We start from the raw sequence: 15,498 nt of genomic DNA on the forward strand, positions 1-15,498 counted from the left end.
CGGGTAGCATAAAAACGTCGTCCCCGCGGAGGCGGGGACCCAATTTGCTTGCGCTGACGAAACGCCAAGAACTTGGATCCCCGCCTGCGCGGGGACGACGGGTTACTGCTGCGGACTTCGGCTTACGCTGCTACGCCTGCCTCATGCGCCTGCTGGTCCGCGTGATACGACGAACGCACCATCGCGCCGACGGCCGCGTGCACGAAGCCCATCTCGTACGCCTTCTCCTCGAACATTTTAAACGTGTCGGGGTGGACGTAGCGGCGCACCGGCAGGTGCGAGTTCGACGGGGCCAGGTACTGGCCGATGGTCAGCATGTCGATGTCGTGCGCGCGCATGTCGCGCATGACTTCCAGGATTTCCTCGTCGGTTTCGCCCAGGCCGACCATCAGGCCGGACTTCGTGACGGCGTTCGGGTACATCTTCTTGAAGTCGCGCAGCAGCACCAGCGAGTGCTGGTAGTCGGCGCCCGGACGCGCTTCCTTGTACAGGCGCGGCACGGTTTCCAGGTTGTGGTTCATCACGTCCGGCAGGCCGTCGGCGAAGATGTTCAACGCTTTTTCCAGGCGGCCGCGGAAGTCCGGCACGAGCACTTCGATCTTCGTGTTCGGCGACAGCGCACGGGTCTTCTGGATGCACTCGACGAAGTGGCCGGCGCCGCCGTCACGCAGGTCGTCGCGGTCGACCGAGGTGATCACGACGTACGACAGGCGCAGGTCGGCGATGGTCTTGGCGAGATTCCCCGGCTCGTTGACGTCGAGCGGGTCCGGGCGGCCGTGGCCCACGTCGCAGAACGGGCAGCGGCGCGTGCACTTGTCGCCCATGATCATGAAGGTCGCGGTGCCCTTGCCGAAGCATTCGCCGATATTCGGGCAGCTCGCTTCCTCGCACACGGTGACGAGGTTGTTGGCGCGCAGGATGTCCTTGATTTCGTAGAAGCGCGACGACGGGCTTGCGGCTTTTACACGGATCCAGTCCGGCTTCTTCAGGCGCTCGTGTTGTTCGAGCGGCACGATCTTGATCGGGATGCGCGACGTCTTGCTCGCGCCTTTCTGCTTTTCGCTCGCGTTGTACGCATTTGCTGCGGATTCTGCTGCTGCGGTGCCGGTGTCGATTGGAGAAGTCATGTGCGTAGTCAGTTGGTTGCGGCCTGCGCGACCGCTGCGGTTGAAGAGGGTGCCGTGGACAGATGGTCGATCAGCGCGGCGGCGAGGGCTTGCTGTACGTCGGCCAGCGGCACGTCGACGCCCATCGTTTTCATGTCCACCGTGGCCAGGCCGGAATAGCCGCACGGGTTGATCCAGGTGAACGGCGCCAGATCCATCGCCACGTTCAGCGAGACGCCGTGGTAGGTGCAGCCGTTGCCGCGTACCTTCAGGCCCAGCGCGGCGATCTTGGCGCCCTTGCGCGGACCGTCGGCGATATAGATGCCGGGCGCGCCTTCGACGCGTTCACCGGCAAGATTATACGCCGCCAGCACATCGATCACGGCCTGCTCGATCTTGTGGACAAATTGCCGCGCATACAACTTGCCGCCGGGCTTGTTGCGGCGCAGGTCCATCAGCAGGTAGATCACGACCTGGCCGGGGCCGTGGTACGTGACTTCGCCGCCGCGGTCGGTCTGCACGACGGGCACGTCGTGCGCGCCGACGCTCAGCAGGTGGCCGCGGTCGGCGCCCAGCCCGAGCGTGAACACGGGCGGATGCTCGACGATCCACAACTCGTCGGGCGTGTCGGGCGTGCGCGCATCCGTGAAGGTGCGCATCGCGGCAAAAACGGGTTCGTAGTCGGCGCGGCCAAGCTCACGGATAGCCGGCTGGTTCGCTTGCATGGATAGGGTCTGTGAAGGGATACCCCGTCATTATAAGCCAGCCTGATGGCTGGCGTCCTGAACCCAGTTTATAGAACGATCTTGACCATCGGATGCGACGACAGTTCGCGGTACAGGTTGTCGAGCATTTCGCGGCTGGTGGCGCGCACGATCACGGTCAGGCCCGTATAGGCGCCCTTGGCCGACGGCCGCACTTCCATCTTGCCGGCATGGAAAGTCGGATCGTGGATGGTGACGACTTCGACGATCGTGTTGGCGAACTCGTCGTGCGTCGGGCCCATGACCTTGATCGGGAAATCGCTCGGGTATTCGATGAGGGAATCTTTCGGGTCCATGGCCACTCCTTTTGTAAAACAGCATTGTAGCCAAACCGCCCCATTTCCGCCCGGATCAACGCTCTTTCTGGTCCCGGCCGCGCTGGTCGACGTGGCGCCGTTCCTCGGACCTGGCCGGCGCGGGTGCCGGGGCCGGTGCCGCGACGGGTGCCGGACGCGGGGCCATCTGCACGGGCGGCGGGGCCGGCGCAGGGGCGGGTGCCGGACGCGGCGCCATTTGCACAGGCGGCGGGGCCGGACGCTCGATGCGTGGCTGCGGCTGGGGCTGCGGCTGCGGCTGCGGCTGCGGCTGCGGCTGGGGCTGCGGCTGCGGCTGGGCCTGCTGCGCCGGCTGGCGGTTGCGGCGCCATTCTTCCAGTTGTTCGCGGCGTTCGTCACGGCGCGCGTCGCGCTCCATCCGGTCGCGCTCGCGGTCGATGCGGTCGCGCTGCCAGGCGCCGGGGACGCCCGCCGGCGGCATCGCCTGCGGCTGCTGGATCGTCGGGCTGGCCGTCGACAGCGCTTGCGGCGGCAGGTGCGGCGTCGGGCTCGTCACGGTGCTCAGCGGCTGCGGCGGCAGGTGTGGCGTCGGACTCGTGACCGGCAACCCCTGTGCTGGTGCCGAATTGACCGGCGGCGCCGTGGTCACCTGGCCTTGCGGGCGCTGGGCGATAAAGCCGTCGCGCTCGGCGCGTGCCCGCTCGGCGCGTGCCGTCTCGATGCGGCGCTCGCGGCCCGGGTCCGCGTGGCGGCCCTCCATGCGGCCGATGGCGACCGGGCCGCGGATGCCGTCCCCGTCGCGATCCGGACGATCCGGACGGTCCGGACGGTCCGGGCGGTTCGGCCGGTTCGGCATCACCGGGGCGGCCGGGGGCGCGCCCGTCGGGACGTTGTGCACCAGCACGGGCGGCACGGTCGTGATGGGCGTGCGCGGGACGTTCACGCGGCCCGGCCGGTCGAAGCGGTCCTGCGGGAGGACCGTGAGGCCTTGCGGGCGGTAGTCGCGCGGACGGCGCGGGTTGTCGCGCACGTGTTCGTTCAGCCAGCGCAGATGGTGGTCGGGCGCGCGCCACGTGGGCACGTAGCGGTCGTGCGGCGTCAGCGGATACCAGCCGGCGGCGGGCAGCGGGCGGTTGCGGTCGCGGAACGTGAGGTTCCAGCCGGCGCCGCCGACCCAGCCGACGAGCGCCGGTGCCCAGACCAGGTGCTCGTGACGGCGGCCCGGCGCCCAGGCCCAGCGGTTGTGCACATGCACCCAGCGGCCGTAGTGGAACGGCGCATAGCCCCACGGCGCGTTATCGACCCAGGTCCAGCCCCACGGATCGAGCCAGGTCCAGCTGCCGTCGCGGTACGGCACCCACGTCGAGGCCACGGTCGGGGTCCACAGCGGGCCGTATTCCGGATCCTCGCGCCAGCTGCCATAGCGGTCGAGGTCTTCGTAGCCCGTCATCTCGGTCGTCACGTAGCGGCTTGATGCGGCATTGTCCTCGTAGCGGTCGCGCACGAGGGCCCATTCGTCGAAATCGTCACGCACGGCGGCCATGGTGCGCACGTCGGCATCGCCCACCTCGGCGCGGCGGCCGGCGCGCAGGGTCAGCTGCGAATCGCCGTCGTCGACGAGCGCCGTGCCGTCGAACACGGTGACGAAGCTGGTGTCGCGCACGCGCTCCGCGTCCACGCGCACGCGGCCGGGCTGCTGCAGGCGCACGCGCGCCTGCGGGGTCTCGAGTTCGAAGCCGGCGACGATATCCGCGCCCAGCACGCGCACGCTGGCGCTGCCGTAGTGGAGGCGCAGGCGCAGGGAATCGTCGTCCATCTGCAGCACTTCCAGCGACGAATCGCCGTCCAGGCGGATCGACGTCGACCCGACGCGCAGCTCCGTGCGGCTGCCGGCCGCCGTGCTGATCGTATTGCCCGACGTGACTGGCCAGTTGACCTGCGCGGCCATCATCTCCGCGCCGATGTCGCTGCCGATGGTGACCTGGCCCTGGGCCAGCGCGACGCGGCCCACGCGCGCCGGCGGATCGGCCGCCACGGCGAGCGCCGTCAGGGTGGAGAAGGCGAGGAGGACGGCGGTTTGCGCGGCGCGGTTCGGCATGATGTCTCCAGGGCGGGAATGAGCTCGTATTCTTGTTGGTAGACGCGACGGATTGCGTCTCCTGCATTACAACGCACGAGCGTACGAAACGACGACACGAATTACAAATGGTTGCGAAATGTTTCCGCGCTCAGGCGTGGGCAGGCTTGACGAAGAACATCAGCGCGCCGACCGCCATCAGCACGGCGCCAAAGAACCGGTTCTGGACCTTGACGGCGCGCGGGTCGCGGAACCAGCGCTGCATCGTCGCTGCCAGCAGGGCGTAGCCGTGCATGACCGTGGTGTCGATGGTGACCATCGTGACGCCCAGGATCGCCAGCTGCGGCAGCACGGGCGCCGCGTTCGAGATGAATTGCGGCAGCACGGCGACCATGAAGATGATGCCCTTCGGATTGGTCGCGTTGGTGAGGAAGCCGGTCAATACGCGGCGGCCGAACGACGGGTGCGCCGCGAGGCCGGCCGTCGAGACGTTCGACACTTCCGCCTTCGCGCGCCACTGGGCGATGCCGAGCCAGATCAGGTACAGCGCGCCGACGATCTTCACGATGGTGAACGCGGTTTCCGACGCGACCAGCAGCGAACCGACGCCGGCGCCGGCGATCACCAGCACGAGCACGAGGCCCAGTTGCAGGCCCAGCACGGTGGCGCTGGCCTTTTTCAGCCCGTAGGCGAGGCCGTGCGACATCGACAGGATGGCGCCGGAGCCGGGCGAAATGGCGATCAGCGAACCTGCGATGACGAAGGTGATCCAGGTGGCGAAGCTCATGGGAAGGAAGCGGAAGGGGAGAGAAAGGATACGCGGGCATGGCGCACGGCGCCGGCGATTGCCGGACGGCCGCGGCCAGCCGCGGGTACTGCTTACTTCTTCTTCGGGTTGACGGCGGCCTTCAGGGTCGCGCCGGCAGCGAAGCGCGGCGTCTTCGACGCAGCGATCTTGATCACTTCGCCGGTTGCCGGGTTGCGGCCCTTGCGGGCAGCGCGCTTGGTAACCGAGAACGTGCCGAAGCCGGTGATACCCACCGTGTCGCCTTTTTTCAGACGCTCGGTGATGATGTCGATGATGGTGTTCACTGCGTCATTCGCAGCGGCGCCCGACATCTCGGTACGCTTCGCAAATTCAGCGATCAGTTCGCCTTTTTTCATAAATCCTCCGGGTTGAAAGAGCCGGAAGATTAGCATAATTAATTGCTACGCGTAATCTTCTTACACGTCATACACCCTGTATTGGCGGGGTTTCTGCGATTTTTTGCTCAGGCCGCGGCCGGATTCGCGTCGCCGCTGGCCAGGCGCAGGCGCAGCGCCGCGTTGATCAGCGTCTGGTAACCGGTGCCGGTGCGCTCGGCGCGCGAGCGGAATTCGTCCAGGACCTCGTCGTCGAGGTAGATGGTGATACGGGTCTTGCGCTTCGGAGGACGGGCACGGCGGCGCGGAACGGACGGCAGGTCGAGGTTCTGGTTCATGGGCATCTCCTTCAGGTCGGAAAGGCTGCTGCACCGCAGCCAATGTTGTCACTATACGTATCGCCCGCGATGAGCTGCACGGGAAAGCGACGAGATGCAGATTTTCGGGTTTGAAACGCAGAAAACGCGCCTGAACCGTGTACCGGACCGACGGGTCGTCTCGGTTAAGATGTGAGCATATTGATATTGGGGAGCGGTACATGGCTGCAGGAAGTTTATTGGCACTTATCGACGACATTGCCACCGTGCTCGACGACGTGGCCCTGATGAGCAAGGTCGCCGCGAAAAAGACGGCCGGCGTGCTGGGCGACGATCTCGCCCTCAACGCCCAGCAGGTGACAGGCGTGAACGCGGACCGCGAGCTGCCCGTCGTGTGGGCGGTGGCGATGGGCTCGCTGCGCAACAAGGCGATCCTCGTGCCGGCCGCGCTCGCCATCTCCGCCTTCCTGCCGCAGGCGATCACGCCGATGCTGATGGTGGGCGGCGCCTACCTGTGCTTCGAAGGCTTCGAGAAAGTGGCCCATAAACTGCTGCACAGCGCCGCCGAGGATGCGGCGCACGAAGAAGAACTGGCGACGGCGCTGGCGGCCAATGCCGACATGCGCGCGGTCGAAAAGGACAAGATCAAGGGCGCGATCCGCACCGATTTCATCCTGTCGGCGGAAATCATCGTGATCTCGCTGGGCGTCGTCAACGAACAGGGCGCGTCGTTCGGCGCGCAGGTGGCGGCCCTCGTCGCGGTGGCGGTCGCGATGACGATCGGCGTCTACGGTATCGTCGCGGGCATCGTCAAGATCGACGACCTCGGGCTGTACCTGAGCCGCCGCGCGAGCGGCGCCGCGCGCGCCATCGGCAACCTGCTGTTGGCGGCCGCGCCTCGCCTGATGAAGTCGCTGTCCGTGATCGGCACCGTGGCCATGTTCATGGTCGGCGGCGGCATCATCGGCCACGCGTTCGAGCCGCTGCACCATCTGGCCGAGAGCGCCGCTGCGGCGGTGGCAGGCGTCCCGGTCGTGGGCAGGCTGCTGGCGGCCGTGGCACCGGCCGTCGTCGATGCCGCGGCGGGTGTCGTCGTCGGCGCGGTCGTGCTGGCGGTGGTCACGCTGGTGCAGAAAATCCGCGGAAAGTAACCCTACCGTCGCCCCCGCGAAGGCGGGGGCCCATGCTGAGCTTCCGAAGTCACGTCGTTGGATACGCTGCAAATGCGTCCAACGTACCGCATCCTGTTGCCCGGCATGGATACCCGCTTGCGCGGGGATGACGGCTTGGGGCGCCATGCAGCGCGCATGATCAACTGTTGCGTCCTTACATCTAATGCGGGTTAGCACAATTGACAACGATAACAAGCGCGCGCCAGTATCAATGCGCTTGCCCGTTGTATCCGCAACCCGCCGCCCCGCGGGCCTAGACCAAGAATAAGGATCAAGAGAATGCAACAACGATTCGTGCCGCAAAAATCCGTACTCGCCCTCTCCATCGCCACCCTGTTCGCCGGCACGCCGCTGCTGGCCCAGTCCCAGGACAGCACCGCCACCGTCGTCGTGACCGGTACCCGCGTCGCCAACCGCACGGCGCTCGACACGGCCTCTCCCGTCGACATCATCTCGGCCGACACCCTCAAGACGACGGGTTCGACCGAACTGAACCAGGCCCTGTCGGTGGCGCTGCCGTCGCTGAACTTCCCGCGTCCCACGCTGACGGACGGCACGGACACCGTCCGCCCCGCCACCCTGCGCGGCATGGCGCCGGACCAGAGCCTCGTGCTGGTGAACTCCAAGCGCCGCCACACCTCGTCGCTGGTGAACCTGAACGGCTCGATCGGCCGCGGCTCGGCCGCCGTCGACCTGAACACGGTGCCGTCCGCCATCGTGAAAAGCATCGAGGTGCTGCGCGACGGCGCGGCCGCGCAATACGGTTCCGACGCGATCTCGGGCGTCGTCAACGTCCGCCTGCGCACGGACCGCACGGGCGGCGAAGGCACGATCACCTACGGCGCGCACATCTCGGAATACGACTTGCTGAACGCCGCGCCGCCGGCCGGCGCCACGTGGACAGGTCCGAACTCGCGCAAGCGCACGGACGGCCAGACCACGACCGTCAGCGCCTGGAAAGGCCTGCCGCTGGGCGAGACGGGCTATATCACCATCGCGGCCGAATACAAGGACCAGAACCACACCGAGCGCAGTGGCTACGACATGCGCCAGCTGTACGCGAAAGTGAACGGCGCCTACGATCCGCGCGAGCTGACCATCAACCGCTTCGACGCCTGGTACGGCGACCCGGAGATGCAGCAGAAGACCGTGTTCGTCAACGTGGGCAACAACCTGTCCGGCGACGTGAAGGTCTACGGCTGGAGCAGCTACCAGCTGCGCGACGCGCGCTCGGCCGGCTACTTCCGCATGCCGCAGGACAGCCGCAACGTACAGTCGATCTACCCGAACGGCTTCCTGCCGATCATCGCCCCGACCGTCGAAGACTTCAGCGCCGCCGCCGGCATGACCTGGGCCCTCGGTGACTGGGACCTGGACACGTCGCTCGTGTACGGCCAGAACGGCATGAACTACGACGTGCAGAACACGCTGAACGCGTCGATCGGCCCGGCCAGCAAGACGAACTTCGATGCGGGCGGCTTCTCGTACAACCAGCTCGTGTACAACCTCACCGGCGTGCGCAAGTTCGACGTGGGCGGTCTCGCGTCGCCGCTGAACGTGGCGGTCGGCACCGAAGCGCGCCGCGAAGGCTATGAGCTGCATGCGGGCGAGCCGGATTCCTGGCGCAACGGCGGCGTGATCCTGCCGAGCGGCATCCCGGCCGCATCGGGCGCGCAGGTATTCCCGGGCTTCCGTCCGGCCAACGCGTCGCACAAGTCGCGCACCGCGATCGGCGTGTTCGTCGACGTCGAAGCGAACATCACCGACAAGCTGCTCGCCTCCGCCGCCATCCGCGAAGAGCATTACAACGACTTCGGCAACAACCTGTCCGGCAAGCTGGCGGGCCGCTACGACTTCACGAAGAACTTCGCGCTGCGCGGCGCCGTGCAGAACGGCTTCCGCGCGCCGTCGCTGCAGCAGCAGAGCTTCACGTCGACGTCGACCAACTTCGTCAACGGCATCCCGTACGAGATCACGACGTTCACGCCGAACGATCCGGTCGCCGTCGCGCTGGGCGCCAAGCCGCTGAAGGCCGAGAAGTCGACCAACTTCTCGCTGGGCGCCGTCATGCGCTTCGCCCCCGCCAGCCTGACAGTGGACGCCTACCGCATCAACGTGCGCGACCGCATCGTGCTGTCGGAGAACCTGCTGTCGGCGGCCGTGCGCAACTACATCGTGTCGCAGGGCTTCATCGGCGTCGGCGGCGGCCGCTTCTTCATCAACGGCGTCGACACGAAGACGGAAGGCGTCGACATCGTCGCGAGCATGCCGTGGAACGCGGGCGCCGCCGGCCGCTTCGACTTCACGCTGGCCGGCAACTTCAACCACACGGACGTGACCAAGGTCCCGACCACCGCCCAGCTGGCCGCGCTGAATCCGGCGCCCGTGCTGTTCGACCGCGTGAACGTGCTGACGCTGGAAAAGGGCCAGCCGAAGAACAAGATCACGGCGAGCGTCAACTGGAAGCTGAACCAGTGGGGCGTGACGGCCCGCGCCACGCGCTACGGCGAAGTGCTGTCGCCGGGCACGACGGAAGCGTTCGACTTCACCTTGAAGGCCAAGACGATCGTCGACCTGGAAGCCCGCTACGCCTTCACTCGCCAGTTCAGCCTGGCGGTCGGCGCGGACAACCTGTTCGACCAGTACTCGGAAACCCTGCCGCCGGCGCTGAACACGACCAGCAACACGCCGTTCTCGAACTACACGCCGTTCGGCAACAATGGACGCTACGTGTATGCGCGCGCGAACTACAGCTTTTAACTAACACGGCGTATCCGCAGAAGCCCCTGAGCAGGGGCTTCTTTTTTTTGAAAACCGAACTATTGTCCGGCAAAGGTACCTGTCGATGCGATCAACGCGGCGCCACACGTCGTCTTATGGCCTTCGTAAGCGACGGAGATACCATCGACGAGATGATGCGGGTCGCCCTCGGCAATCATGCAATGTTCATGTCCTTTGAGAGGACAACTGCATGGATCGCCGACGCGTGCGACTGGAATGCCGTCCACCGTGAAATGCGTCACGCCGACGCTCTCGACCTTGCCACCATGACTCGTGGCGTCACCAAGGCGAATCACATTGCGCATGGCTCAGCCCTTTTGTGGGGGTGGGGTGTCTTCCTTGCGCTCGCCCGTGGTACCGTCTGCGGGCGTTTGTGTCGCAATCTTGGCATGCGCGGGCGCATTGTCGTAGCCGACCAGTTTCCACATGGTCGCCGTGCGATAGATTGGGCGCCCGCCTGTGAACTTTTGCCATAAGGACGGTTCGCCCGATGTGATGGCATGGGGCATGATGGCGCCTGCCTTGACGTGCTGGCTTTCGCCCTTGACGTCATCGGATGTCCACCAACCGGTTTGCGGACAGGTACGTCCCGTTGCGGCAAGTTCCCCCAAAGGACGGCGCGGCCCAGGCTCGGCTTCAGCGTCCTTCGCCCTGGCGGCGCTCGTCGGGCGTACGCGAATGGTGCTGGTGATCCGGTCCCACACCGCGATGGCTTCTTCATCGGTCAGGCTGGCCTTGGTCGCTCCGGCGACGTTGTCGGCGACGCCGGTCTGCATTCGTATGTCAGCATACGGTTTATACGGGTCATAAGGCACGCCCCTGAAATCCATACCGAAGTCGTGAATCGGGTGAGCCTCCGGCTGGTCTGGCGTGTGCGACAAGGCTTCGAAGCCGCCCACCCAGTCATGGATCTGGCGGTCGCCCCTGCGCAGGTATCTGGTCTTCAAGTTGGGGTGGTTAGGGTCCTCGGCTTTCAGCCGTTTCTCAAGCCGCTCGAGTTGCCATTTCAGGGAGTCACTGTCTTCGTAATGCGGATTCGATGGCCCGACGAAAATCGAGAGGTGCGTGTCCGGAAATTCCTTCAGGCGGAAACCGACGCGGATCAACTCGCCCTGGTTTTTCTCCTTCGATTCGAGGTCGTCTGGCAGGAAGGCGTATTCGATGCAATTGCCTGGCTCGGTGGGGATTTCGTTTTCGGGCAGTCGGCGGAGACGACGGGCGATGCTTTTTATGTCCGCGATGGTTTTGTCTTTATCGTCTTGCAGTGGCCGTGAATCGATGATGACGCCATCGTTGTTCATTCTAAAATAGCCATTGATCTTAAGGTCGTCGATAGACTCAAAATCCTCATAGCCAATGATTATTTTTCCTTCAGGATTATTCATTTCTTCGATCGCTATTAACAACGGCACATGATTTCTATTAATGTTTTTTTCGCTTTTCAATTTATCTATGAAGTTTTTCTCGATTTCGCTAACCTCAGCCACTCCATTTGGATAAACGCTAATACCAAGAGGAACATCGACTTCACCCCATGCTACGGTCGCCGATGCCGGCACGTCGACCAAAAATCGACCGAAGCACACGGTTTTGGTTTTCTCGAACATCGTTTGTACGCGCGGCGTAAGTTTTGTCATATTTGGCGTTCTCCATTCTCTTGGATTTGGATCACAGGCGTTCAGCACCAGCAATGTTGCACAAAGAAGGAAAGAGCGGATACATTGAAGTATGTTCATATGACTGACTCTCTTTAACATGTCCAAGTCGCGCTCTGGGCGATACGCACGATGCTGTACAAAGTCGATGCGATAGCGCGCGGATCTTTGTAACTGGATTGGTGTTCGTAACCGGTCTGGCGGAAGATCCCCTTGAACACACCACTTTTCAACTGGTGGTCAGCCGATTTGGCGGGCACGGTCTGGTCACCCGGCGCCGACGGCGGAAGAATGGTCGCGTAGATCGAGGTCGGAGGTTCATCGTTGAAGGGCAACGCTCCAACGTTGTTGTTGCCCTCGGGATCGTAACGAACGACCTCGATCCTGCCCTGCTTGGTGTCACTCAGGATGGGCCAGTCATGCCAGCCCGCGAGATCGGCACAGTCCTTGTCGATTTCCCATATGACTTCACCAAAGCTTCGCCGCGCCGAGTCTGCGCCGTAATGAGCATAACTATTGGGATGGAACGTGCTCACAATCCTTTGATGAAAAATCTGAGTCTTGTCGAGATAGGTACATGTCCGCTTAAATGTGCCGCCTCCTTTGGCGAAGGGCTGACCGGACGGGTTAATCCACTCCTCCTGAAATAGCGAGTACCACTTACCCTTTACTTTGTAGATTTCACTGTAAGGATCACCTTGTTTCGGCCATGCATCCAGATCGCGTCCGTTATGCATCACGCGCAACCAACCATTACCATAGGCCCCGCTCGGCAATAACTCCAAGCCCCCGCGTGCATTCGCCAATACCGCCGTGACCTCGTCGCCGTGATTACCAGCCACCTTGGCGGCAAGGCTTTCTTCCGGAGACGACAATACGCCCGGGTCCTCGAAGCCCGCGCGCATGCGCTTGTAGGCGGCCGGGGCGCCGATCGCTGGCATCACGCCATGTACGATGCCCAGCACCTTGTCACGCAGGTTGCCATATTCCGGATGAATCAGCGCCCGCCCGACGAGCCCGCCCATGGAATGGGTCACGACGATCACCTGGTTGCATTCATAGCCGGACTGCTTGAACTCGTCGATGACCTGGTTGATGCGGACGGCGATCAGCTTGGCACTGTCGCCATTGGACTGTAGCCAGTTATAGCCGAATGCGTACACGGCAAACCAACAACCGGTGACAACTTTCTTGAGCTCTTCCTCGGTCAACGCCTGCTGCGGCAAACCTGGATCAGCCTGCCAGGTATTGGGATCGACACCGACGACGTCACGCCACTCCTGCCGCAGCTTGCCCTCGAAAAAAGTATTGTTGAGGCGTGATTCGAGATGCTGCAGCAAGCCTCCATAGCTCTTGAAAAAGACTTCGCCCCATCCTCGTGCCCGCGCCTTTTGCACGGCGGTACGCCGGTTCTTCGCGGTGGGTGGATCGTCCGTTAGCAAGGGCGAATCGAAGTTTTTCTCCAGGATCACGTTTCTATGCCGTCCATCGCCACTGACGTCGGACGGCCCTGAGGGATCGTAGATATCGACCGTCGTTTGCAGGGGATCCAGCCGCAATTGACGCTCTCTCGGCTTTTCGGTGGCGGCACCAGTAATATTCGACGGGCCCAGGATGTCTGGCCGCCACGCGATATTGTCTTTCCTGTGCAGTTCTTTCTGCCTCTGCTCACTCATGCGCAAATTCGATCCCATGATCCCGGGGAGGAAAATAATCGGCAAAACTTTTTTGGGAAGAAATCGGGCGCACTGAGGCTTTTTGTCCTGCTTCGGTGTCGCAAAGCCCTCGGCCTTGCGTGCGGCATTCTTGTGCTGATGCGCTGGCAACGGGTGTTCTGCGTTCTTCATCGTATCGGTCCGCCTGTTCGAAGATTTACTGGTAACGAAAAGGGATATCAGTCGTCGAGTGCTTCGACGGTATAGCGTCCGAAAGGAATGGCGCTGGTAAAACGCTCGGTCCTGCCAGTCGCATCGGTCTTGCCTTCGAACGCGCGCCCGTCTTCCGTCGTGATGCGATAACGCTGGTTCTTCATCGGTTCGTCGGTCCCTATCCAGCGCAGAATGGTTTGCTGGTCGTGCGCCGCCTCGCTGGCGGGCGACACGACACCTGCCGGGCTGCCGTCGCCGGGACGGATATGCGCGAATCTCGAGGATTTGATCGTGTGCTCGCCGCTGCTTTGCTGCGTGATGGCGCCGGCACCCATATCGACTTGAGCGCCCTGCGATACGAAACGTATTTTCGGTGCTTGCAATACGATTTCCTCGACAGCGGTCAGCAGAATGCGCTTCGAAGACGTGAGTTCGATATCGCCGCCGTGCGTCTGCAACTCGACCTTGCCGCTGGCGGCGATGAGTTTGATGCCAAGTCGATGGGCGAACAGGCTGATGCTTTCCGATACACGCGCAAGCAATTTTCTGCCGACCGAAAGCTGGGTATTACCGAGACTTAATACATCGATGTGTGTTTGTGCGCCTATCGCAACATTGTCCTGGCTCGTCATTGCCAAGCCGGCGGGTGCGGACAACGCCATCACGGGTTCTGCACCGGAGCCGGTATCGCTGCTTCCGGTATTGCTGCCAGCCTCCCATTGGCTCAGGTAACCAATCAGTTGCTTGAGCTGTTTGTCGTCAGTGTCGCCGGCATGATGCGTTGCCGATAATTCGGATAGATGTTGCAGCACACCTTGCAGCGCTTCAACGAGACCGATCAGTTCGTCACGGTCCAGTTGTTTGCCACTCGCCCGTTCGCGCGCGGCGGCGCTGATGAGCACGCCCTTTGCGCCTCGTATCGCGACGGCATGGTCGCTGCGCAGTTCCGCCCCTTCGCCCCGCGTGTCGCCTTTTCCCGCATTGCGGGGGTGGGTAAGCCAGCCTAAATTCAGTTCGGTATAACCATGCTGGGACGATAACTGGGCATTGATCTCCCCCGGTGTGTCGTCCAACCGCAGTTGGTTATACCGGGTTCCATTGACTTCTTTGCTTTTTATTCCGGCCAAGTACCTGTTCCCAGGCAACATTCCGATGTGGCTGAACGAAGGCGGTGCGGCTGCGCCGCCGTACACCCGCGCCACAATGATTGGCTTGTCAGGATCGCCGCCAAGGAAGTCGACGATGACTTCGTCGCCCACACGAGGCAGCATAATCGTCCCCCATTGATTGCTGGCCCAAGTGCTGGCAACGCGTACCCATGCGGAATCCCGATCGCTATTGCTGGCGCCGGCACCATACGCATGGACATGGTCTTCTTCACGGGCGGCCGGGAAACGCACCTTGACCCGCCCAAGTTCGTCGCAATGTATTCCTTCACCAGGCGGCCCGACGACGATCGCGCTCTGCAACTGTGGCCGTGGGAGATCGGTACGTGGATCGAAAGCCGGAACAATCGGGATATCGCGCCGCACGCAAGAAAAACGGTTGTTATAACGCGTGCCGTGCTCCAAGACGGATTGCTGCTGAATGGGATTGGATAGACCATCGTCCCAACGGTTAAGGGCAAACAAGCGCCGTACCCGGTCATCGATCGTCTTTGGAAGATTGTTCTCCGCATCCACGTCCAGGCCGGTGACGACGAATTCCCGATCTTTCGCGGGATGCGCATCGATCTCATAATGCCCACTCAGGGCAATCCACTGACCGACACACAATGTACGCACACTGCCCTCGCCATAAAAGCACTTGGATTCATATTCATGGCGTTTCATGCGCAAGTCGCCGAGTTTCAGGTAATCAGCGTTGTCGTCGCCCGCGTGCGGCACGTCGACAAGATAATCGTCGAGACTGGCAGCGAATCGATTGCCCGTTTCGCCCTGATCGATACGTGACGACGAGTTGCCGGTCATTGGACGGCCCTGCATATAATCCCAGCTGTGTCGAGTCACTTTGCCCGGCTTGATCCTTCGTACCGGACTCCAGGCGGTAACGGTGTCTCGCTCTTCCGTCCCATCGTCCCGGTGGTAACGCACAGTACCAGCGACGTTTTGCGGCAGCATATAGGCGTCGTCGAGCAGCACAAGGGAATGGGAGGAGTAAAGTGGACCCATCAGTCAAGACACTCAGCCGGCTAGTTTAAGCTGTGTCCGTTTCCACTTCAGCAGCTGCCCGGCGCTGCCCCGTACTGCCGATTTTTTCTTGCTCCAGGTCCGCGTCGCCGAACTTGTCGACGATCAGCGCACCGCCTCCGACACCGGCGCGGTAGACATGATCCGGCGT

13 protein-coding genes are annotated in these 15,498 nt (G+C 63.0%); 2 read left to right on the forward strand and 11 right to left on the reverse strand.

What is annotated here, in order from left to right; all coding sequences use genetic code 11:
* Positions 1–122: 122 nt before the first annotated feature.
* From lipA to QPK29_RS19255, 7 genes are all read right to left on the reverse strand, one after another.
* Entirely contained in the window at positions 123–1,127 is a 1,005-nt protein-coding gene (gene lipA, locus QPK29_RS19225; protein WP_036239623.1) for a lipoyl synthase, read from the reverse strand.
* Positions 1,128–1,135: 8 nt separating this feature from the next.
* A complete protein-coding gene (lipB, locus tag QPK29_RS19230) occupies positions 1,136–1,831 on the reverse strand; it encodes a lipoyl(octanoyl) transferase LipB (RefSeq protein WP_056125979.1) in 696 nt (231 codons plus the stop codon).
* 68 nt (positions 1,832–1,899) lie between these two features.
* On the reverse strand, positions 1,900–2,166 hold the full coding sequence (locus QPK29_RS19235) for a DUF493 family protein (RefSeq protein WP_056125976.1): 267 nt from the start codon (positions 2,164–2,166) through the stop codon (positions 1,900–1,902).
* Between the two features lie 55 nt (positions 2,167–2,221).
* On the reverse strand, positions 2,222–4,243 hold the full coding sequence (locus QPK29_RS19240) for a DUF6600 domain-containing protein (protein ID WP_371770766.1): 2,022 nt from the start codon (positions 4,241–4,243) through the stop codon (positions 2,222–2,224).
* Between the two features lie 130 nt (positions 4,244–4,373).
* Positions 4,374–5,009 carry a LysE family transporter gene (locus QPK29_RS19245; protein WP_056125972.1) on the reverse strand — a complete coding sequence of 212 codons (636 nt, stop codon included), beginning with the start codon at positions 5,007–5,009 and terminating at the stop codon, positions 4,374–4,376.
* 92 nt (positions 5,010–5,101) lie between these two features.
* Positions 5,102–5,386, reverse strand: coding sequence for an HU family DNA-binding protein (locus tag QPK29_RS19250; RefSeq protein WP_036239618.1), 285 nt, complete (start codon positions 5,384–5,386; stop codon positions 5,102–5,104).
* Between the two features lie 107 nt (positions 5,387–5,493).
* Positions 5,494–5,703, reverse strand: coding sequence for a BrnA antitoxin family protein (locus tag QPK29_RS19255; protein WP_036239616.1), 210 nt, complete (start codon positions 5,701–5,703; stop codon positions 5,494–5,496).
* 200 nt (positions 5,704–5,903) lie between these two features.
* Between QPK29_RS19255 and QPK29_RS19260 the strand changes: the two genes are divergently transcribed.
* A complete protein-coding gene (locus QPK29_RS19260; protein WP_160407168.1) occupies positions 5,904–6,833 on the forward strand; it encodes a DUF808 domain-containing protein in 930 nt (309 codons plus the stop codon).
* 300 nt (positions 6,834–7,133) lie between these two features.
* Positions 7,134–9,614: a TonB-dependent receptor plug domain-containing protein gene (locus QPK29_RS19265; protein ID WP_371770767.1), complete on the forward strand. Its 2,481-nt coding sequence runs from the start codon at positions 7,134–7,136 to the stop codon at positions 9,612–9,614.
* A gap of 59 nt (positions 9,615–9,673) precedes the next feature.
* On the opposite strand, the gene QPK29_RS19270 is transcribed toward QPK29_RS19265, so the two are convergent.
* From QPK29_RS19270 to QPK29_RS19285, 4 genes are all read right to left on the reverse strand, one after another.
* A complete protein-coding gene (locus tag QPK29_RS19270) occupies positions 9,674–9,940 on the reverse strand; it encodes a PAAR domain-containing protein (RefSeq protein ID WP_371770768.1) in 267 nt (88 codons plus the stop codon).
* Between the two features lie 3 nt (positions 9,941–9,943).
* Entirely contained in the window at positions 9,944–11,272 is a 1,329-nt protein-coding gene (locus QPK29_RS19275) for a T6SS immunity protein Tli4 family protein (protein ID WP_371770769.1), read from the reverse strand.
* Positions 11,273–11,385: 113 nt separating this feature from the next.
* Positions 11,386–13,137, reverse strand: a complete 1,752-nt coding sequence (locus QPK29_RS19280) for an esterase/lipase family protein (protein WP_371770770.1) — start codon at positions 13,135–13,137, stop codon at positions 11,386–11,388.
* A gap of 47 nt (positions 13,138–13,184) precedes the next feature.
* Positions 13,185–15,329, reverse strand: coding sequence for a type VI secretion system Vgr family protein (locus tag QPK29_RS19285; RefSeq protein WP_371770771.1), 2,145 nt, complete (start codon positions 15,327–15,329; stop codon positions 13,185–13,187).
* Between the last annotated feature and the right edge of the window lie 169 nt (positions 15,330–15,498).

The sequence above is a fragment of the Massilia orientalis genome (assembly GCF_030411975.2).
GTDB classification, from domain to species: domain Bacteria; phylum Pseudomonadota; class Gammaproteobacteria; order Burkholderiales; family Burkholderiaceae_D; genus Telluria; species Telluria orientalis.

Coding starts and splice junctions, on each gene's coding strand:
- lipA (WP_036239623.1), bottom strand. CDS start 1,127: ATGACTTCTCCAATCGACACCGGCACCGCAGCAGCAGAATCCGCAGCA.
- lipB (WP_056125979.1), bottom strand. CDS start 1,831: ATGCAAGCGAACCAGCCGGCTATCCGTGAGCTTGGCCGCGCCGACTAC.
- QPK29_RS19235 (WP_056125976.1), bottom strand. CDS start 2,166: ATGGACCCGAAAGATTCCCTCATCGAATACCCGAGCGATTTCCCGATC.
- QPK29_RS19240 (WP_371770766.1), bottom strand. CDS start 4,243: ATGCCGAACCGCGCCGCGCAAACCGCCGTCCTCCTCGCCTTCTCCACC.
- QPK29_RS19245 (WP_056125972.1), bottom strand. CDS start 5,009: ATGAGCTTCGCCACCTGGATCACCTTCGTCATCGCAGGTTCGCTGATC.
- QPK29_RS19250 (WP_036239618.1), bottom strand. CDS start 5,386: ATGAAAAAAGGCGAACTGATCGCTGAATTTGCGAAGCGTACCGAGATG.
- QPK29_RS19255 (WP_036239616.1), bottom strand. CDS start 5,703: ATGAACCAGAACCTCGACCTGCCGTCCGTTCCGCGCCGCCGTGCCCGT.
- QPK29_RS19260 (WP_160407168.1), top strand. CDS start 5,904: ATGGCTGCAGGAAGTTTATTGGCACTTATCGACGACATTGCCACCGTG.
- QPK29_RS19265 (WP_371770767.1), top strand. CDS start 7,134: ATGCAACAACGATTCGTGCCGCAAAAATCCGTACTCGCCCTCTCCATC.
- QPK29_RS19270 (WP_371770768.1), bottom strand. CDS start 9,940: ATGCGCAATGTGATTCGCCTTGGTGACGCCACGAGTCATGGTGGCAAG.
- QPK29_RS19275 (WP_371770769.1), bottom strand. CDS start 11,272: ATGACAAAACTTACGCCGCGCGTACAAACGATGTTCGAGAAAACCAAA.
- QPK29_RS19280 (WP_371770770.1), bottom strand. CDS start 13,137: ATGAAGAACGCAGAACACCCGTTGCCAGCGCATCAGCACAAGAATGCC.
- QPK29_RS19285 (WP_371770771.1), bottom strand. CDS start 15,329: ATGGGTCCACTTTACTCCTCCCATTCCCTTGTGCTGCTCGACGACGCC.